We start from the raw sequence: 19,430 nt of genomic DNA, 5'->3' as shown, positions 1-19,430 counted from the left end.
AAAGTCAGGCGCCGAGCTTACGGAACGTGCTGCGGTGGAACACTATCGGCGCCACGTCGGCATGAACCGTGATATCGCTGACCCGCAGCACCACGATGGTGTGGTCGCCGGCCTCCACCAACTGCTCGATGGCGCTCTCCAACCACACGCTGGTTCCGTGGATGAACACCGCGCCGGATTCGCGCGACTCGGTCTCCAGCCCGGCGAACCGGTCTCCGGTCTTGGCGGCCAGGGTGCGGGCCGCGTCGTCATGGGATTCGCCCAGCACGCTGATTCCCAGCGACGGGAGGTCCTTGAGCTTGGGCCAGGTGGTCGAGGAATTCTGCACACAGAACGACACCAGTGGCGGGTCGAGCGACACCGGCACGAAGGTGCTGGCGGCCAAGCCGACCAGAGTGCCCTCTACCTCGGCAGCAATCGCGATGACACCGGACGGAAAGTGGCCGAACGCCTCACGCAGCGACGTCGGACTCAGTTCTGTTGCGCTCATAACACCTCCATCTTCACACAGCACCGCCTCACCCGTGATCCGCCCTCAGCCGTGGAGGTCCCGGTGCTGCCGCCCCACTGGAATCTCGCGCAGTGGTGGGCGATCAGGCGTCCAAGCGAGCGAATTCGTCCTGTCGATACTGTTCCGCGCAGGCGGCGCGGCGGATCTTGCCGCTCGTCGTAGTGGGGATCGAACCCGGATGAACCAGAACGAGATCCCCGACATTCAAGCCGTGCGCATTGGATATCGCCGAGGTGACATCGCTCTTGATCGCGGTGAGCCAGTTGCCCGCCTCGACCGGGGACTCACCCCGCTTCTTGAGCTCGATGACGGTGACCAGCTTCTCGGTGCTGTTCACCGGAACCGAGATCGCCGCGACCCGGCCACCGGTGATCTGCTGGACAGTTGCCTCGATGTCCTCGGGATAGTGGTTGCGCCCGCGGATGATCAGCAGATCTTTGATCCGACCGACGATGAAAAGCTCTCCGCCGGAGACGAAGCCAAGATCACCGGTTTTCAGCCACGGTCCGTGGACCGTACCCGGCGACGGGTCGACCAGGGTCGCGCCGAAGCACTGCTGCTCCTCCGGCGGCCTGCTCCAGTAGCCGGCCGCGACGTTGTCGCCGTGCACCCAGATCTCGCCGACCGCGTCCGGCGGGCATTCCCGGTTGGTCTCGACGTCGACGACCCGCACCACGGGTGACTGCGGCAGCCCATACTGCACCAGCGCTGTGCCGGCTCGGGCGGCACAGCGGCGAGCGCGGCCCGCCGCCAACTCGTCGACATCGAAATAGACGTCCTCCGCCGACTCGGTCCACGTGCCGGTGGCGACGAAGACGGTAGCCTCCGCCATCCCGTACGACGGACGCAGCATGTGGTCCCGGAAGTTGAAGTGAGCGAACCTGTCGGCGAAGCGCTCCAACGTGGCGGGCTCGACGCGCTCGGCGCCATTGATGATGCCCACCACCCCGCCCAGGTCGAGTCCGGCGAGGTCCGAATCCTTGGTCTTGCGGGCGGCGAGGTCGAACGCGAAGTTGGGCGCCGCGGAAAAGGCGCCCGGGTTCTCGGCGAGTGCCCGGATCCATCGGTCCGGCTTCTCCAGAAACGCCACCGGGCTCGTCAGGGCCGCGGAGTAGCCGCCCAGGATGGGTGCGCAGACACCCAACACCAACCCCATGTCGTGGTAGAAGGGCAGCCACGAAACGATGGTCATATCGGTCGAGGTCTTGGCGTTGGCATCGGCGAACAAGCCGCGCATCAACTGCTCGAAATTCGCCTGCAGGTTGCGGTGCGAGATCATCACGCCGGTGGGCAGCCGAGTGGAACCCGAGCTGTACTGCAAGTACGCCGTGCTGGGGAACTCGACGGTACCGCCGTCGGACGGGTCTGCCCCCTCTTCGGCATCCAGATTCAGCGAATCGACCACCACGATCTTCGGCGCGGTGTCCATCTGTGACTGATCCACGTAATCCCCGACATCCTCGGCGACCGCGGAGGTCGTGAGGACAACCGCCGGCGCGGTATCGACGAAGACCGCACTCACCCGGTCGTGGTTCGAGCCGCGATGGGGCAACGGAAGGGGAACCGCGATCAACCCGGCCTGCATGGAACCGAGGAACGCCAGGATGTACTCCAGCCCCTGCGGGGCGAGGATCACCGCCCGGTCGCCGACAGAACCGCTCAAGCGGATCTGTCGTGCGACGTTCATCGTCCGCCGAGACAGCTGCGACCACGTCACGGTCTCGGTCACCCCGGCCGGGTCGTCGTCGTAGTCGGTGAACGCAAAGGCCACGTCGTCCGGACGCAGGCTGGCACGTCCGTGCAGCATCGAGAGAATGGTTGATTGGGGCGAAGTCGTCGTCAGCGTCATGTCACGTCCGTACTAACTCGTCGAATCCGTCGGCTCGCGCGCCGCTGTCAGTGTCCGCCGGACAACAGGGACAAGGCACCGTTGGCGATCTCCGACATGGGGTCGGTGCCGCCACCGAACGTCGCGTCGTTGGCGGGTGCGGTGACCTCCGCGGGGTCGAATCCGTGTACCGGATCCACGGTGATCGGGGCGGTCGCCGGGTCGTCGTTTCGCGAATAACCGGCGTTCACCCGGGGCAGCAATATCGCATCCAACTGATTCAGCGTGCCCTGGTCATATCCGAGGTACTTGAAGGGCAGCACCAGGGGAAGGTGCTCTTCGGGTACCAGGTACGTCGTCGTCGTCGCACCTTTGGAGTTGACCGTCGTCCTGATGTTCTGCGGCGGAACGTTACTCGGGTTGGTGAACGCGATCGCGGTGTGACCGGTCGCCAGGCCGGCGACCGCATTGATCACGCTCATCCAGTTGTCGGGCCGGTCCGGCCAGTCCGCGATGCTGTCGTAAGCCGAGACGAACTGGTCGGTGTGGTACTGGCTCTCCACGGGCGCCGGGATGCGGTAGTCCATGAACGGCACGACGCTGCCGACCGGAAAGTTCTGGGTCAGGAAGCTCTCCCCGAAGGCGTGCTTGGCGATCGGGTCGCCGAACGTCGCGAAACTCAGTTGGTCCGGTGGCGGGGCAGTCGGATCGTTGGCCAGACGCGCCTTCACCGCGTTCAGCACGAGCGCTCCCTCGGACAGCCCCATCGCTCTTCCCTTACCGCCCTTGCGGATGGCGGCGTCGAGGTTTCCTTCTCCCTCATCGACCGACTCGCCGATGCTGGGACCGTCCAGGCCCAGACCGGGATAGATCTGCTCGCCGATCGGACCGATGCCGGGGAAGAGACGTTCCAGGGTATGGCCCTGAACCTGCCCTGCCGGGTAGTCGACCTTCACCCGCTTCATGCCGGGGAACCACTGCTCACCCGTCATCCGGATGTACTCGTCATAGGGGATACCGAGGACGTGGGCACCACCCAGGGCGTATGCGGTCCCGGGGTCAGCCGGCGCCGGCGCCGGCGGCGGCGTGCCACCGGCCGATGTCCCGGGGGCCTGTGTGTCATCGGCGGCTGCCGATCCGACGCCGAAACATCCTGTGACACCGGCAGTTACCAGGACCGTCAGCCCTGCGAGTAGCTTCTTCATCTCTGCACCTGCCCGATTTGCTTCGTTTCGAGTTTTCCATACATCACGTGTGCCCGCTTCCCGCCGTGGTCACGGACTGGTTGCCGGTGTACGCAACGACTTCTGGTCGCCCATTCGTGACGGCCACCAGTTGGCCTTGCCGATCAGCGCAGCGATGGCGGGCACCGTGATGGTGCGCACCACGAAGGTATCCAGCAAGATGCCGACTCCGATCACGAAGCCGCCCTGCACCACCATGCCGATGCTGGAGAACATGAGACCGGCGACCGAGGCGGCGAAGATGAGGCCCGCTGCGGTGATCACCCCTCCGGTCGAACTCAGCGTGCGAATGATGCCGTACCGAATGCTGTGCGGAGACTCGTCCCGCATTCGTGACACCAGGAGCATGTTGTAGTCGGCTCCCACCGCGACCAACACCACGAAGGCCAACGGCGGCACGCTCCAATGCAATTGCTCGCCGAGTAGCGACTGGAACACCAGGACGCTGATGCCCAGGGCGGCCAGATAGGAGATCACCACCGACGCGACGAGGTAGATCGGAGCGACGATCGAACGCAGCAGCAACATCAGAATCAGCATCACGACGACGAGGGTCCCGATGATGATGAACCGGATGTCCTGCTGGTAGTAGTCACGGGTATCCCGCAGCCCGGCGGGGAACCCGCCCATCGATATCGAGGCGTCGGCGAGCGTGGTGTTCGGCTGCGCACCCCGGGCGATGTCCTGGATCTGGTTGACCTGGTCCATGGCCTCGGGACTGAACGGGTTGAGCTTCGTCTGCACCAGATACCGCACCGACCTGCCGTCCGGCGAGACGTACGCCGCGGAGGCCTTCTTGAACTCGTCCATGTTCAGCACCTCGGGCGGGATGTTGAACCCCGCCTGCGCCGGGTCCGCCGCGTCGTTGCGCATCGTCAGCAGAAATCCCGAGGCCTGATCCAACCCGGCTGAGATCACCTTGATCTGCTTGACGAGCTCGTCGACGCCACCGGCCACTTCGCGACTTCCACCGGCCAGGCGGTTGGCGCCGCTCTGCAAGTCCTTCAAGCCCGACTGCGGACCGCCTGCCTTGTTCATCCCCATGGCATTGGCCGCCTTGGTGACGCCGGCGAGTGCCGCGTTCAGCTTCTTGACCGTGGCGTTGAGCGTCTGCCCGCTGCCCCCCTGGAGCTGGTGCGCCAGATCGTTGATGTGGTCGAGGCTGCCGTCCTGGTTCTCGTCCATGAGCCGTTGCATCTGGATACGGCTGTCACTGCACGAGGGGTTGGCATCGCAGACCGCATTGCCGTTCAACGCCGCCAGCACCGGCCCGATCCAGGCAAACATGTTCTTGACGGCAGCGAAGTTGACGCCCATGGAGTTGGACAACGCGTTGATGCTGTCGACCAGCTTGGCCGCGGTGTCGACGTCCCGCACCAGCTTGTCGCCACCGTATTCGGTGCGCGCGGAAGAGAACGCGTCGACCGCGCTCTGGAGACTGGGCGCAATCTGGTTGATCTGGGTGCGCACGTCGGCGAGGCTGTCGGCCAGCGTGTCCGCCCCGGTCGCCAGTCGGTTGAGGTCGCTCGAACGCTGGTCGATCTGGGTGGAACCGTCGGCCAGCCGGTCACCCACGATGCCGGCCTGGAAGGTTGCCCGGAACTCCGCCGGTACCTCCCCCAGTGGCCGGGTGATGCCGCTGACCAGACCCACGTCGGGCAGTTGGGCGACACGCGAAGCCAGCTGCTCCAGGTCTGCGAGACCCCGCGGGGAGCGCAGGTCATGCGGTGACTGGATGAGGATGTATTCGGGAATGGACTGGGCGATGGGGAAATGGCGTTCCACCGCGGCGTACCCGATCGAACTCGGCGCCGAAGCCGCCACCACCTTGCGATCGTCGTAGTTGTAGCGGGCAAAGATCGCGGCGCCGGCCAGCAGGGCCAACACCAGAAGGCTGGCGACGAGATGCGGAACCGGTCGGCGAACGATGCGGATTCCCGAACGCCGCCAGAACCGGGCGGTCAGCTCGCGCCGGGGCTTGACCCAGCCGCGGGGCCCGACCAGGGTCAGGATGGCCGGCAACAGGGTCATTCCGGCCAGATACGCCACGCCGATACCGATCGCGGCCGACACCCCGACCGTTTTGAATACACCCATTTTCGTGAAGCTCAGCAGTAGGAAGGTGAGCCCCACCGTCGCGGCAGATGCGGAGATCACCTTCCCGATCGACATCATCGCGGCCCGGACGGCCTGGTCGAAATCGTTGTCCGATCGCAGATAGTCGTGATAGCGGCTGATCAGAAAGACCGCGTAATCCGTGCCGGCACCGGCCATGATCGCACTCAGGAATACGACGGACTGGTTCGAAACACCCGCGCCGGTCAGCTGCGAAAAGCCCGCCACCAGCGCTTGGGCGATGAGCAGGGAGGACCCGATCGTGATCAATGGCAGCAGCATCGTGACAGCGCTGCGGTAGACCAACAACAACACGGCCAGGACCAGGATGGCGATCGCGATCTCGATCGGGAGTCGATCGTTCTCCCCCGCCACGGTGAGATCGGCGGCGGTGGCCGCGGGGCCGGTGAGGTGCACGGCCAGCGGGCTACCGGCCGTACTGAGTTTGACGACGTCGGAAACCCGATTGAAGGATTCCATTGCCCGCGGTGTCCCCAACTCACCCACCAGGCCCACCGGAAGTACCCAGGTGGTCTTATCCTTGCTGGTCAGGAACTGTCGCAGCTGCGGGGTGGCGATGAAATCCTGAACGCTCTCGACGTCTGTCACGTCATCGCGCAGTGCGTCCACCAGCTTGCGGTAGGTCGCCTCGTCCGAAGAGCCCAGCCCGTTCTCGTTGATCAGGGCCACCAACAGCAGGTCGTTGTTGCCCGATTCGTGGAACGCTTCGGTCATCTTCTGGGCGGTGACACTCGACGGCGCATCGTTCGGCAGGATTGCCAGCGGGTGCTTCTCGGCCATCTCGCCGAGGGAGGGGAACGTCAGCGGCAGGGCGATCAGCAGTGCGGCCCAGGCCCCGATCACTGCCCAGGGCCACCGCACCACGAAATCGGCTAACCGTCGCATGTTGCCTTCACCTTCACCTCGAAGGCGGAGCGATGCGCAAAATTCTTGACCATTGTTTGCTCTCCGCTACGCGACCCGGCCCCAGTGCCCGCTGTCAGCAACTCGTGACGACACCGATTTCATCGCCTCGAGGTAGCGGGTGACCGACTTCTCGGCGACCGGGTTGTCGGGATGCATGATCGCCATGACCGTGCCCTCGCCGTACCGGAAGATATAGATCGTCAATTGGTAAGAGAACCGGTTGTCCGGATACATACCGATGTTGTTTGCCAGTCCCATGTCACCGGCCGCGAGGATGGCGTTGAGCGGCGCCGCCCCACCGTGCAGAAAATTCGATACCGGGAAGTTCGGCTGCGGCCAGTTCAGCCAAGGCGCCAGTTCCAGCACGCGGTAATACGGAACTCTCGCCATGTCCAGTCCCGAATCGAAAGACTGCTGCGCAGCCCAGGCGGCATCGCTGAAAGAGGTCGCCGCCACCGGAACCGTGATCGGTATCAGACCGGTGAACCAACCCTGTGTCATGAAATTGTCGCCCGCCGTGCGCGAATCCCTCGGAGTGAGGCCGTAATACGTCAACGCACCGGTGAACTCGTGCTCTACCAGGCCCAGGCATGCAAACAAGCCACCGACAAAACGGGCGCCGGCCGCCGAGCACGCCGCGTCGAAGCGTTCCGTCTGCTCCGGACTCAACAGGACCTCGGTGGACCAGGCGCTACTGGTCGCCTCATTCGGATTACCCAGCGGCAGCGGGAATTCCGGAAATCCGTCCCTGTTGTTCTCGGCGAAGTCGATCCACGCGCGCACGCCCGGCGATTCCAACGTCAACGACGACGTGTACTCACGCTCACGAACACAGAAATCATCGAAACTACCGGCATCAGGAAGCGTGAGGGCCTGGCCGCTGCCACTCATCGCGGAATACATTCCGTTGGCTTCCATCATTGTGGTGCCAATCAACGTCGCGTCTCCGTGGACGTGATCCATGGCGGCAAAGAAAGTGAAGTGCTCCTCGTTCTGGATGATTCCAAACGTAAAGCAGCCCCATTCCAGGGGATTCGGTATGGACACAACGTGCGAGTGAATTTCCTCGACGCTCAAGTTGCCATGGTCAACCGGCACGAACTCGATATCATCGGGGTTTTCGATTGAATGCCTGACGAATTGGCCGTCATCGCCTTCTTTGAACCAACTCCGGAATGTGTCATGCCTGCGCAGGTAGGTATTCACCGCGTGGTCCATTGCCGAGATATCACATTGCCCAGCAACCTCACAGCTAGCGATGATCTGTCGCGAGAAGTTCAATCCCGCGGCGTTGCGCTGGCTGTAATTACGCAGATGTTGGCCCTGCATGTAGCTAACCGGAACCGAGCTGACCGGTGCGCTTCTTGCCGTTTCCTGAGCCGCGGCGGTCGGTTGCCAAGAGGTCACCGAGCCAGGACTCAGCGACCATTCATCAAGTGCGCCAACAGTTATCTTACCGATCCGCAAAACCCAGGCCCTCCCAGTAGTGCTCTGCGCGCGGCCGCTCTCGGGCCGGCGGGACCCCCCGGGGGATCAACATACCCGTCGTTCCGCAGAGACGGCTCAGAGAGCTTGACGAGGGAAGTTTGACCGGGCAAGGGGAGTCGCGCGCGCCACAGCTTCGCATGCAATAGTGGTTCGGGTTGATCTTCAAGCGCTTTCGGGGGGATGCGCGGAGGTGTATTTCTGCACGCCGATGCGAGAGGACAACGGTATGAAGTCCGTTGAACATCCGAACGAACAGTCCGCACGCTTTGCCATCGTTGGCTACGCTGCGCGTTTTCCAGGGGCACCAGACGCCGACGGTTTCTGGGACCTGTTGCGGACGGGACGCGAAGGGATCTCGGACGTACCCGAAGATCGCTGGGACGTCGAGGAATTCTTCGATCCGGAGCCCGGCGTACCAGGCAAGGTGGTGACCCGCCGGGCGGGTTTCGTCGATGACGTAACCGGATTCGACGCGCCGTTCTTCGGCATGTCAACACGCGAGGTCAGGTTGATGGACCCGCAGCATCGGCTCCTGCTGGAAACGGCCTGGCGCGCGGTGGAACACTCGGGTACCGCGCCAACCGCATTGGCCGACACCAACACTGGCGTGTTCGTGGGTCTGGCCACCCACGACTACCTCGGAATGGCTTCTGACGAGCTGACTTACCCCGAGATCGAGGCCTACATGGCCATCGGGACGTCGAATGCCGCAGCAGCAGGCCGGATCAGCTACCGGCTGGGGCTTCAGGGCCCCTCGGTCGCCGTGGACACCGCATGCAGTTCGTCGCTGGTCGCGATTCATCAGGCGTGCCAAGCACTTCGCTTAGGAGAGTGCGATCTCGCGCTCGCCGGCGGTGCGAACGTCCTGCTCACGCCCGCCACCATGATCACCTTCTCCAGTGCGCACATGCTGGCCCCCGACGGCCGGTGCAAGACATTCGACGCCGCCGCGGACGGCTACGTGCGCGGCGAAGGCTGCGGCGTCATCGTCATCAAGCGCCTCGAAGACGCCATCCGCGACGGCGACCGCATCCGGGCCGTGATCCGCGGCAGCGCGATCAACCAGGACGGCGCATCGGGTGGATTGACGGTGCCCAACGGCGTCGCTCAGCAGCGTGTCATCGCCGCTGCCCTCAAGCGCGCCGATCTCGAACCCAGCGACGTCGGATACCTCGAAGCGCACGGCACCGGGACGTCACTGGGAGACCCGATCGAGGCCCAGGCCGCAGGGGCGGCCCTCGGCCCCGGACGCGAAACCAACCGGCCGCTGTTGATGGGCTCGGCCAAGACCAACATCGGGCATCTTGAGGCCGCCGCCGGCATCGCGGGCGTCATCAAGGTCGTCCTGTCACTCGAGAACGAGCTGCTGCCCAAGCACCTACACTTCGAGACCCCGTCGCCGCACATCCCGTGGGACCGGCTCGCGGTGGAAGTGGTCAAGGAGGCCACCCCGTGGGAGCGCAACGGCACGCCACGCATCGCGGGTGTCAGTTCGTTCGGGTTCGCCGGGACGAACGCCCACGTCATCCTGGAGGAAGCACCCGAACCGGCGGTATCGAACCCGGTGGACCAGCCCAGAGCCGAACGGTTCGGCATCCTCCCCCTGTCGGCACACACACCCGCCGCATTGGTGCAGGTCGCTGAGCAGTACCGCAGCTGGATGAGCGCGCACCCCGAGGCCACCCTGGCCGACGTGTGCCACACCGCGGGGGTCAGCCGGGCACATCTCGAGCACCGGGCCGCACTGGTGGTCGATTCGAGAGAATCCGCCATCGAACTACTCGGCGCGCTCGCCGACGATCGCCCCGCGCCGGGCTTGATTCGCGGCGAATCCCACGACAAGCCCAAGACCGCCTGGCTGTTCACCGGACAGGGCAGCCAGTACGCCGGTATGGCCCGTGAGCTGTTCGATTCCGAGCCGGTATTCGCCGAGACGCTGCAGCGCTGCGCGGCGGCAATCGCCGACAAGCTCGACAAGCCCCTGCTGGACGTGATCTTCGATCTGGACAGCGCGGAAGCAGAAGAGACGCTGCGCAAGACCTCGTATGCACAGCCCGCCCTGTTCGCGGTAGAGATGGGTCTGGCCCGGCTCTGGCAGTCGTGGGGCTTCGAGCCCGACGTGGTGCTGGGTCACAGCGTGGGCCAGTACTCGGCCGCGTGCGTCGCGGGCGTGTTCAGCCTGGAGGACGGCGCCCTACTGATGGCCGAACGAGGTCGTCTCTTCGGCAGCCTGCCCGCGGGAGGCCGCATGGTCGCGGTGTTCGCCGCCGCCGAGCGGGTCGAGAGCCTCACCGACCAGTTCCCCACGGTGTCGGTTGCCGCCTACAACGGCACCAACACGGTGCTGTCGGGGCCCGCGGAGGAACTCGAGCGGGCGGTCGCCGGGCTCACCGCTGACGGCGTGCGGTGCGACTGGCTCGAAACCAGCCACGCATTCCACTCGGCGCTGCTGGATCCGATCCTCGACGAATTCGAATCGTATGCAAACCGTTTCACGTTCAACGCGCCGCAACGGATTCTGATCGACAACCGCACCGGCGCGGCGCTGGGCAGGAGCGTCAAGCTCGACGGCGCCTACTGGCGCAGGCATGCCCGCCAACCGGTGGAGTTCGCCAAGACAGTGCGCACCCTCGCCGACATGAACTGCAAGCTGCTGGTCGAGATCGGACCGCGGCCGGTGCTCACCGCCACCGCCCTGGGGGCCTGGCCCGACCAGGCCACCGCACCCCGGGTGATCGCGTCCCTACGCCGCAACACCGCCGATCAGCGGCAGATCACCGAGGCCGTCGCCGATGCGTACGTCCTGGGCCACCTGCCCGAATTCAGCGCGTTCCGGCACGCGAACGCACAGAAACTCGATCTGCCCACCTACCCGTTCGAGCATCGCCAGTACTGGTACCGAGACAATCGGGAAGAGCCCAACCAACAGCAGCACGTTGCCGGTCCGCGCACCCAGGCCATTCGCCTTCTCGAAGACGGCCGCCTCGCGGAACTCGCAACCCTGCTCGACGGCGCGGACGGCGACGGCCAGACCCTGGACGTGCTGACCAAGCTTGCAGCGCAACACAACCGCCAACGCTCGACCCAGTCCATCGCCGACGACCGTTACGAGTTCCGCTGGGAAAAAGCGGTTACTCCCCTGTCGGGCGCCGACTTCGGCGAGTCGTCGACCTGGCTGCTCATCGGTGAGCAGTCTCCGGCGGTCCAGCCACTGGTAGACGTGCTGACCTCGCGCGGGCAGCAGTATCGGTTCCTCGCGCTGCCGACGTCCGACGCGGACACCGATCAGCTTGCAGATACGTTGCGCACTGCTGCCGCGGACGGTTCGACTCTTCGCATTCTTCACGTGGCCGCCCTGGACGGGGAACCGGAAGCCAAGACCGTGCCCTCGATGCGGTCGCTGCTGCGGATGCAACACCAAATCCTGGCCGGAACGCGACGGCTGTTGCGCGCCGCGGTCGAGGCTGACCTGAGGGCTCCGATCTGGCTGGTCTCCTGCGGCGCACAGCACGTCACCGATGCGGACACCGTGGCGCCGGAACAGAGTGCCCTGTGGGGATTCGGTCGCGCCGCGGCGCTGGAGCTCCCACAGCTGTGGGGCGGATTGGCCGACCTGTCGGAAGGCAGTGCCGGCGAGTGGACTGCCCTGCTCAACCGCATCACGACGGCCACCGACGCGTCCCGGCGGGAAGACCAGATCGCATTGCGCGATCAGGCGGTCTACGTCCCCCGACTGGTCCGCCGGGAGGACCTGCCCAGCGGCACACCCCTGGAACTGCGGGGTGACGCAACGTATCTGGTGACCGGAGGACTGGGGTCGATCGGCCTGGAGATCGCCGGATACCTGGCCGCGCACGGCGCCAAGCACCTGGTCCTGACCAGCCGTCGCGCACCCAGCGAAGCTGCCGAGCAGCGCATCACCGCACTCGGCGACCAGCACGGCTGCGACATCCGTGCGGTGACCGCCGACGTCGCCGATGCGCACGACGTCGCACGCCTGTTGAAGACCGTGGCCGCCGAGCTACCGCCACTGGCGGGCATCGTGCACGCCGCGGGCGAGCTCGGCACCACCCCGCTGGCCAACCTGGACGACGATGAGGTAGACCGCGTCTTCGCCGGGAAGGTCTGGGGTGCCTGGCATTTGAGTGAAGCGGCGGCTGACGCGAAGCTCGACTTCTTCATCAGCACCTCGTCGATCGCCTCGGTGTGGGGCGGATACGGTCAGACCGCATACGGTGCGGCGAACGCCTTCCTCGACGGCTTGGCCTGGCGACTGCGCGAGCAGAACGTCCCGGGGACCAGCGTCAACTTCGGTCCATGGGCCGCGGGTATGGCCGACGCGGAGTCTCGTGCGCGGCTGGACCAGCGCGGAGTCCGGACACTGCCGCCCGCCGACGCGCTGGCTGGGCTGGCCGACGTCGTAGCGGCTGCCTCGGCACAAGGCGTCGTGGCCCGGATCGACTGGGCCCGCTTCCTGCCGTTGTACCAGCAGGCGGGCCGGCGGGGATTCCTGGCGGAGCTGGAGCGTGAGGTACCGGCACAACTTTCGAACGCCGCACCCACCACCGCATCCGGCAAGACGCAGCTGGTCGAACGGCTGACCAATGCTCCTGTGCAGCAGCGCAAAAAGCTCCTGACCGACCACCTGCGTGACGCGGTGGCAGAGGTGACGCGGGTGGACTCATCGGAGATCCGCGAGGACGCCGGGTTCTTCGACCTCGGCATGGATTCGCTGATGGCCGTCGAGCTGCGCCGCCGCATCGAACAGGGCGTGGGCGCAGAGATCCCCATCACGCTGGTGATGGATCACCCCCGGATCTCCGACGTCGCCGAATATCTGCTCGGCGACGTGCTCGGACTCAACGAGCAGGCCAAACCGGCGCCGCAACCGGCCGCCGTTTCCGCCCGCACAGACGAGCCCATCGCGATCGTCGCCGTGTCGTGCCGCTTCCCCGGCGCACCCAATCCGGAAGCGTTCTGGGACTTGCTGTCCGGCGGCGTCGACGCCATCCGGGAAGTACCCGAAGACCGATTCGACATCGACGAGTTCTACGACCCGGACCCCGAGACAGCCGGCAAGACCTACACGCGCTTCGGCGGATTCCTCGACGGCATCGACGGATTCGATCCCGAATTCTTCGGCATCTCCCCGCGTGAAGCCGTCTGGATCGAGCCGCAGCAGCGGCTGATGCTCGAAACGGTCTGGGAGGGGCTCGAAAGAGCCGGATTCTCGCCGGCCGCGTTGCGCGGTAGCCGTACCGGCGTCTTCGCCGGCGTGGCCGCCAACGAGTACGCGCACCTGCTGTCATCGGAGTCGATCGACAAGATCGAGCCGTACTTCATCACCGGCAATGCCCTCAATGCCATCTCCGGCCGGGTTGCGTTCGCACTCGGATTCGAAGGCCCGGCAATGGCAGTCGACACCGCGTGCAGCTCGGCGCTGGTGGCGATCCATCAGGCCTGCCAGGCGTTGCACTCCGGCGATTGCGACCTGGCGTTGGCCGGCGGTGTGAACGTTCTCCTCTCCCCGGTGACGGTCGTCGCCGCATCCCGCGCACGCATGCTCTCCCCCGTCGGGCGCTGCAAGACCTTCGACGCCTCCGCGGACGGCTACGTACGCAGTGAGGGCTGCGGCGTGCTCGTGCTCAAGCGGCTCAGCGACGCGGAGCGCGACGGCGACCGGATCTGCGCGGTCATCCCCAGCAGCGCGGTGAACCAGGATGGCGCGTCCAGCGGCTTGACCGTGCCCAATGGTGGTGCACAACAACGGCTCATCGGAACGGCGCTGTCCCGCGCAGGCTGGACCGGCGGGGACGTCGACTACCTCGAAGCGCACGGGACGGGAACCCCGCTCGGCGATCCGATCGAGGTCCAGGCGGCAGCCGCCGCCTACGGCGCGTCGCGTGACGCCGACCGGCCGCTGCTGATGGGTTCGGTGAAGACCAACATCGGTCACACCGAATCAGCCTCGGGGGCAGCGGGTCTGATCAAGGTCGTGTTGTCGTTGCAGCATGAGGTGCTGCCGCAGAGCTTGCACTTCGACAACCCGTCGCCGCACATCCCGTGGGATTCCCTGCCGGTGCAGGTCGTCGACAAGGCAACCCCCTGGCAGACCAACGGCCGACCGCGCCGCGCCGGGGTGAGCTCGTTCGGGTTCACCGGCACGAACGCGCACGTTCTGATCGAAGAGGCACCCGTACGACCGGACGCCGCCGAGGAGCACCCGGCCGACGAGGTCGTGACGGACTCTCCGGCTGCGGCCGACCAGGTCGCCGTGCTGGCGTTGTCCGCGCGGTCACCGGAAGCACTCGTGGCGCTGGCACAGCGTTACGAAGGGTGGCTGACCGCCCACCCGGACGCCGACCTGACCGACGTATGCCTGACAGCGGGAACCGGGCGGTCGCACTTCGAGCATCGGGCTGCGCTGGTCGTGGATTCGATCGAGGAGGCGCGCCTGGGTCTGGCCGACCTGGCCGAAAACCGGACGCGACCAGGTGTGGTGCGGGGTGAGCACACGAACCAGCCGACAACCGCATGGTTGTTCACCGGGCAGGGCAGCCAGTACCCCGGGATGGCGCGCGAATTGTTCGACACGGAGCCGGTTTTCGCCGAGACCGTGACGCGGTGCGCCGATGCGATCCAGGGCATGCTGCCACGTCCGCTGCTTGAGGTGATGTTCGCGACCGGTAGCGGTGCTGCAGAAAGCCTGCGGGACACCTCATATGCGCAGCCGGCACTCTTCGCCGTCGAGATGGGTCTGGCGCGGCTGTGGCAGTCGTGGGGCATCGAACCCGATGTCGTGCTGGGCCACAGCGTCGGCCAGTACGCGGCGGCCTGCGTCGCCGGGGTCTTCAGCCTGGAGGACGGTGCCCGGCTGATGGCCGAGCGCGGCCGGCTGTTCGGCAGCCTGCCCGAAGGCGGACGCATGGTGGCGGTATTCGCCGACCCCAAGCACGTCGAGGAGATCGCAAACAAATTCCCACGGGTGTCGGTCGGCGCCTACAACGGCCCCAACACCGTCCTCTCGGGCCCGGGCGACGACCTCGAAGAGATCGTCACCCAGTTCGGCGACGAGGGAATCCGCTGCACCTGGCTGCAGACCAGCCACGCGTTCCACTCGGAACTGCTGGATCCGGTGCTCGATGAATTCGAGGCGTACGCAGCGCAGGTGCAGTTCGCCGCACCGACGCTGCCCCTGGTCTGCAACCGCACCGGGGCCATCCTGACGGCCCAGACCCCGCTCGACGCTCCGTACTGGCGCCGGCATTCGCGTCAGCCGGTGCAGTTCTCCGAAAGCGTGCGTACGGTCGCGGCGCTGGGTTGCTCGATACTGATGGAGATCGGTCCACAGCCGGTGCTGACCAGCGCGGCGGTACAGGTATGGCCGGAACACCTGGCCGCACCGCGAGCGATCGTCTCTCTGCGCAAGGGAATCAGCGATCGGCGCCAGGTCGCCGACGCGCTGGCCGCAGCCTACGTCGGTGGCCACCGCCCCGACTTCGCAGCGGTGCAAAACCAGCCCGGCCACAAGATCGAGTTGCCGACATATCCGTTCCAGCACCGGCGCTTCTGGCCCAAGTCGGCCGGCATCGCCATGGACGGCGGCGTCGGTGCGACCGTTTCCTCCGGAATCCTGGGCAGTGCAAAGGATCTCGCATCCGGCGACTCGGTCTACACCAGCAGGTTGTCCGTCAAGTCTCAGCCGTGGCTGTCCGATCACGTCATCTACGGCACTGTCGTCGTCCCCGGCGCGACGTACGCCGCAATGGCGCTGGCCGCTGTCGGCACTCCGGCCCGAGCCAGAGACGTCTTCTTCTACGAGCCGATCATTCTGCCCGAGAAGAGTTCTCGCGAGGTGCAGCTGACGCTGCATCCGCTGGACGACGGCGGTGGGTGGAAGTTCCAGGTGCACAGCCGTCCCTACGGGGAACGCGACTCCGATTGGTCGCTGAACGCCGAAGGCACGGTGGTCGCCGGCGTGGACGACACCACCGAAGAGCCCGCCACCGAGGACGATCCGATCGACGAGACGATCGAGCGGTTGAACCGGATGCGTCCGCAGGAGCTGTTCGAGACCTTCGCCGACCTGGAGTTGTCGTGGGGCCCGAACTGGTCCGGTTCCCTGAAGTCGCTGTGGCTCGGTGAGGGCGAGGCGATCGGCGACATCCTGGTCGGCGAGGAACTCGCCGAACAACTGGGAACCGAGCCGATGCACCCGGTCCTGATGGACCTGTGCACGGGCGTCGCCTTCCCGGCGTTCCCGGCGCTGCTCGCGGCCGAGCAGGGCATCAACGATCTGTTCCTGCCGCTGCGGTACGGGCAGGTGACGTTGAAGGAGAAGATGCCTCGGCGGTTCTACTGCCGCGCGAGGTGGCACGAGAGCGCACTCGACAGCGAAACCCAGGTCTTCGATCTCGACTACATCGATCGAGATGGCCGTCACCTGGGCGGTATTCGGGAGTTCACGGTCAAGCGCGCACCCCGCGAAGCGTTGCTGCGTGGTCTCGGTGGCGACGCCACCCGGCTGCTGTACACCCTGGGCTGGCACGAGGTACCGGTGCCGCCGGTGGAACCTGAGGCCGAGAAGGCAAGTGGCACCTGGCTGATCGCCGGTTTCGACGACCTCGCCGCCAAGGTGCCGGGCTGCATCCCGCTCAACCGGAACGCTGATCCGGAACTCCTGGGACAGGTACTGGCGCAGGCTGCCGAGCGCGGCATGCCGTTCGCCGGTGTCGTCTGGCGCGCCACCGCGCCGAGTGCACAGGAGGCCGGCGCCGACGGCACCGCACGCCTCCACACCGAGATCGAGAACCTGCTGAGCGCCGTGCACACGGTGCAGGGCGGTTCACCGAGCGGCAGTGTGAAACTCCCACACGGTTTGTGGATCGTCACCGAACGAGCCGTGGCCACCGAATCGGGTGAGCCGGTGGATCCCGTCCAGGCGGCGCTGTGGGGATTCGGGCGGACCACAATCAACGAGGAACCGGCGTTGCGTGCCAAGCTCGTCGATTGCGACGGCTCACCCGAGGCCGTACAGGCGCTGGCCAATCTGCTGGCCACTCCGGTTGACGAGCCGGAAATCGCTGTGCGGCAGGGCAAGCTGCTGGCCTCTCGGCTGTTGCCGTGGGCACGCAGCGGCCATCTCACGGTGCCGCGCGGGAGCGATTACGTCCTGGCACCCACCGAGCGCGGCGCGATCGACAACCTGCGGATCACCGAGAAGGAGGTGCCGCCGCCGGACGAGGGTTACGTGCAGGTCCGGGTGGAGGCCGCGGGCATGAACTTCCGCGACGTCCTCAATGTCCTCGGCCTGTACCCGGGCGACCCGGGGCCGATCGGCGGCGACTTCGCCGGCATCGTCACACAATTGGGCGATGGCGTCACCGGGCTCGAGGTGGGGCAGCGCGTGTACGGCTCCATGCAGGGCGCGTTCTCCAGCCGGTTCAACGTGCCTGCGCAGTTCCTGGCGCCCATCCCGGACGGGGTGAGCGGTGTGGAAGCCGCGACCATTCCCGCCGCGGCGCTGACGGTCAGGCTGTCGTTCGACTGGGCCGACCTGAAGCCCGGCGACAAGGTGCTCATCCACGCGGCCAGCGGTGGCGTGGGCCTGGCAGCCATCCAGATGGCCCAGGCGAAGGGGGCCACGGTGTTCGCCACGGCCAGCACCTTCAAGCGCTCGACACTGCGCAAGCTCGGTGTCGAACATGTCTACGACTCGCGCACAACGGATTTCGCCGATCAGATCCTGGCGGACACCGACGGCAAGGGTGTCGACGTGGTCCTCAACAGCCTGACCAGTGAAGGGTTCATCGAGGCGACGCTGCGGGCCACCGCGCAGAACGGCCGGTTCGCCGAGATCGCCAAGCGCGATATCTGGTCGGCCGAGCAGATGGCCGAGGTCCGCCCCGACATCGCCTACGAGATCGTCGCGCTGGACACGGTGATGTTCACCGAGCCCGACCGCATTCGCGACCTGCTCACCGAGGTGTCGGAGGGGTTGGCCAACGGCGAGTGGACGCCGCTACCCGCGGAGATCTATCCGCTCACCGAAGCCAGAGCGGCGTTCCGCCGTATGCAGACGGCCAAGCACATCGGCAAGATCGTGCTGCAGATCCCGACCGCGTTGCATCCGCAGCCGGACCGGAGCTACCTGATCACCGGTGGCCTCGGCGCGATCGGCCTGCACACGGCGTCCTACCTCGCCCAGATCGGTGCCGGCGACATCGTGTTGACCAGCCGGCGCGAACCCGATGCGGACGCGCAGAAGTTGATCGAGGAGATCACCGACCGGTACAAGACCCGCATCCACGTCTTCACCGCGGATGTCGGCGAGGAGTCCGAGGTTGCGAAGCTGCTGGAGCGGATCCGCGCCGAGGTCTCGCCGCTGGCCGGTGTGGTGCATCTGGCGGGCGTGCTCGACGATGCCCTGCTGGGTCAGCAGAGTATGGAGCGGTTCGACAAGGTGTTGGCGCCCAAGGCCTTCGGCGCCAGGCACCTGGACCGGTTGACCAAGGACGACGAGCTGGACTTCTTCATCGTGTCCTCCTCGGTGTCGAGCTTGTTCGGTTCACCCGGGCAGTCCAACTACGCGACGGCCAATGCGCTGCTCGACGGTCTGATCGCGCAGCGCAGGGCGCAGGGCTTGCCGGCCACCGGTATCAACTTCGGACCCTGGGGTCAGGGCGGCATGGCCTCTTCGGAGGCGGCAACCGCCAATATCAGTGCTCAGGGACTGATTCCGCTCGATCCCTCGGGGGCGCTCGCCGCCCTCGCCGAGGTCGTAGCCAACGGAACCGGCCAGGCCGCCGTCATCAAGGCCAACTGGCAGCGGGCCGCGAAGGTGCTCGGAAGCTCGCGGCCGCCGATTCTCGACCTGGTGCTGCCGAGTGCAGTCGGTGAGGTCGTCGGCGACAGCGAGGTTCTCAAGCAGCTGCTCGAGATCCCGGTACCGCAACGTGCCGGGTTCGTGACCGAGTTCCTGCAGAAGGAGGTGCAGAACTTCCTGCGGCTCGCCTCACCGCCGGCCGCGACCAGCCGCTTCCTGGATCTCGGCACCGACTCGCTGATGGCGATCGAACTCCGCAACCGGCTGCACACTCAGTTCGGCGGCAAGTTCACGCTCAACGCGACGGCAGTCTTCGACTACCCGACCATCGGCGGCCTGGCCGAGTATCTGGTGGGCCAGCTGCCCGATGCGGAGTCGACGGAGTCACCGGAGGCGTCGGAGCCACTGGAGGCTCAGCAGCAGGAGACACCTCAGCAGGAAAATGAGGAGCCCGCGTCCAACTAGCGCGACAAGACGTAAAACTGCCCCTTT

General features: G+C 66.0%; 6 protein-coding genes. 1 reads left to right on the top strand and 5 read right to left on the bottom strand.

Going from position 1 to position 19,430, the window contains the following annotated elements; genetic code table 11:
* Nucleotides 1–4: 4 nt before the first annotated feature.
* The 5 genes from ACZYZF_RS05740 to ACZYZF_RS05720 all read right to left on the bottom strand — a co-directional run bounded on the left by ACZYZF_RS05740 (nt 5) and on the right by ACZYZF_RS05720 (nt 8,092).
* On the bottom strand, nt 5–490 hold the full coding sequence (locus ACZYZF_RS05740) for a flavin reductase family protein (RefSeq protein ID WP_463743127.1): 486 nt from the start codon (nt 488–490) through the stop codon (nt 5–7).
* Nucleotides 491–593: 103 nt separating this feature from the next.
* On the bottom strand, nt 594–2,360 hold the full coding sequence (locus ACZYZF_RS05735; RefSeq protein WP_463834811.1) for an AMP-binding protein: 1,767 nt from the start codon (nt 2,358–2,360) through the stop codon (nt 594–596).
* 47 nt (nt 2,361–2,407) lie between these two features.
* Nucleotides 2,408–3,544 carry an acyltransferase PE gene (gene pe / locus ACZYZF_RS05730; RefSeq protein ID WP_463834810.1) on the bottom strand — a complete coding sequence of 379 codons (1,137 nt, stop codon included), beginning with the start codon at nt 3,542–3,544 and terminating at the stop codon, nt 2,408–2,410.
* 69 nt (nt 3,545–3,613) lie between these two features.
* On the bottom strand, nt 3,614–6,604 hold the full coding sequence (locus ACZYZF_RS05725; RefSeq protein ID WP_463834808.1) for an MMPL/RND family transporter: 2,991 nt from the start codon (nt 6,602–6,604) through the stop codon (nt 3,614–3,616).
* 66 nt (nt 6,605–6,670) lie between these two features.
* Nucleotides 6,671–8,092 (bottom strand): condensation domain-containing protein, encoded by a 1,422-nt coding sequence (locus ACZYZF_RS05720; RefSeq protein ID WP_463743130.1) that lies wholly within the window; start codon nt 8,090–8,092, stop codon nt 6,671–6,673.
* Nucleotides 8,093–8,339: 247 nt separating this feature from the next.
* Here ACZYZF_RS05720 and ACZYZF_RS05715 point away from each other — a divergent pair, with 247 nt between their 5' ends.
* Nucleotides 8,340–19,403 (top strand): type I polyketide synthase, encoded by an 11,064-nt coding sequence (locus tag ACZYZF_RS05715; protein ID WP_463834807.1) that lies wholly within the window; start codon nt 8,340–8,342, stop codon nt 19,401–19,403.
* Nucleotides 19,404–19,430: the final 27 nt, after the last annotated feature.

The sequence above is a fragment of the Mycobacterium sp. IDUB_24 genome, from assembly GCF_055419385.1.
Note: the sequence above shows the minus strand (reverse complement) of the source record. Positions and strands in the feature narration are given on the sequence as shown.

What these genes read in the sequence shown, in the direction of transcription:
- ACZYZF_RS05740 (WP_463743127.1), bottom strand. Translation starts at nt 490, where the DNA reads ATGAGCGCAACAGAACTGAGTCCGACGTCGCTGCGTGAGGCGTTCGGC.
- ACZYZF_RS05735 (WP_463834811.1), bottom strand. Translation starts at nt 2,360, where the DNA reads ATGACGCTGACGACGACTTCGCCCCAATCAACCATTCTCTCGATGCTG.
- pe (WP_463834810.1), bottom strand. Translation starts at nt 3,544, where the DNA reads ATGAAGAAGCTACTCGCAGGGCTGACGGTCCTGGTAACTGCCGGTGTC.
- ACZYZF_RS05725 (WP_463834808.1), bottom strand. Translation starts at nt 6,604, where the DNA reads ATGCGACGGTTAGCCGATTTCGTGGTGCGGTGGCCCTGGGCAGTGATC.
- ACZYZF_RS05715 (WP_463834807.1), top strand. Translation starts at nt 8,340, where the DNA reads ATGAAGTCCGTTGAACATCCGAACGAACAGTCCGCACGCTTTGCCATC.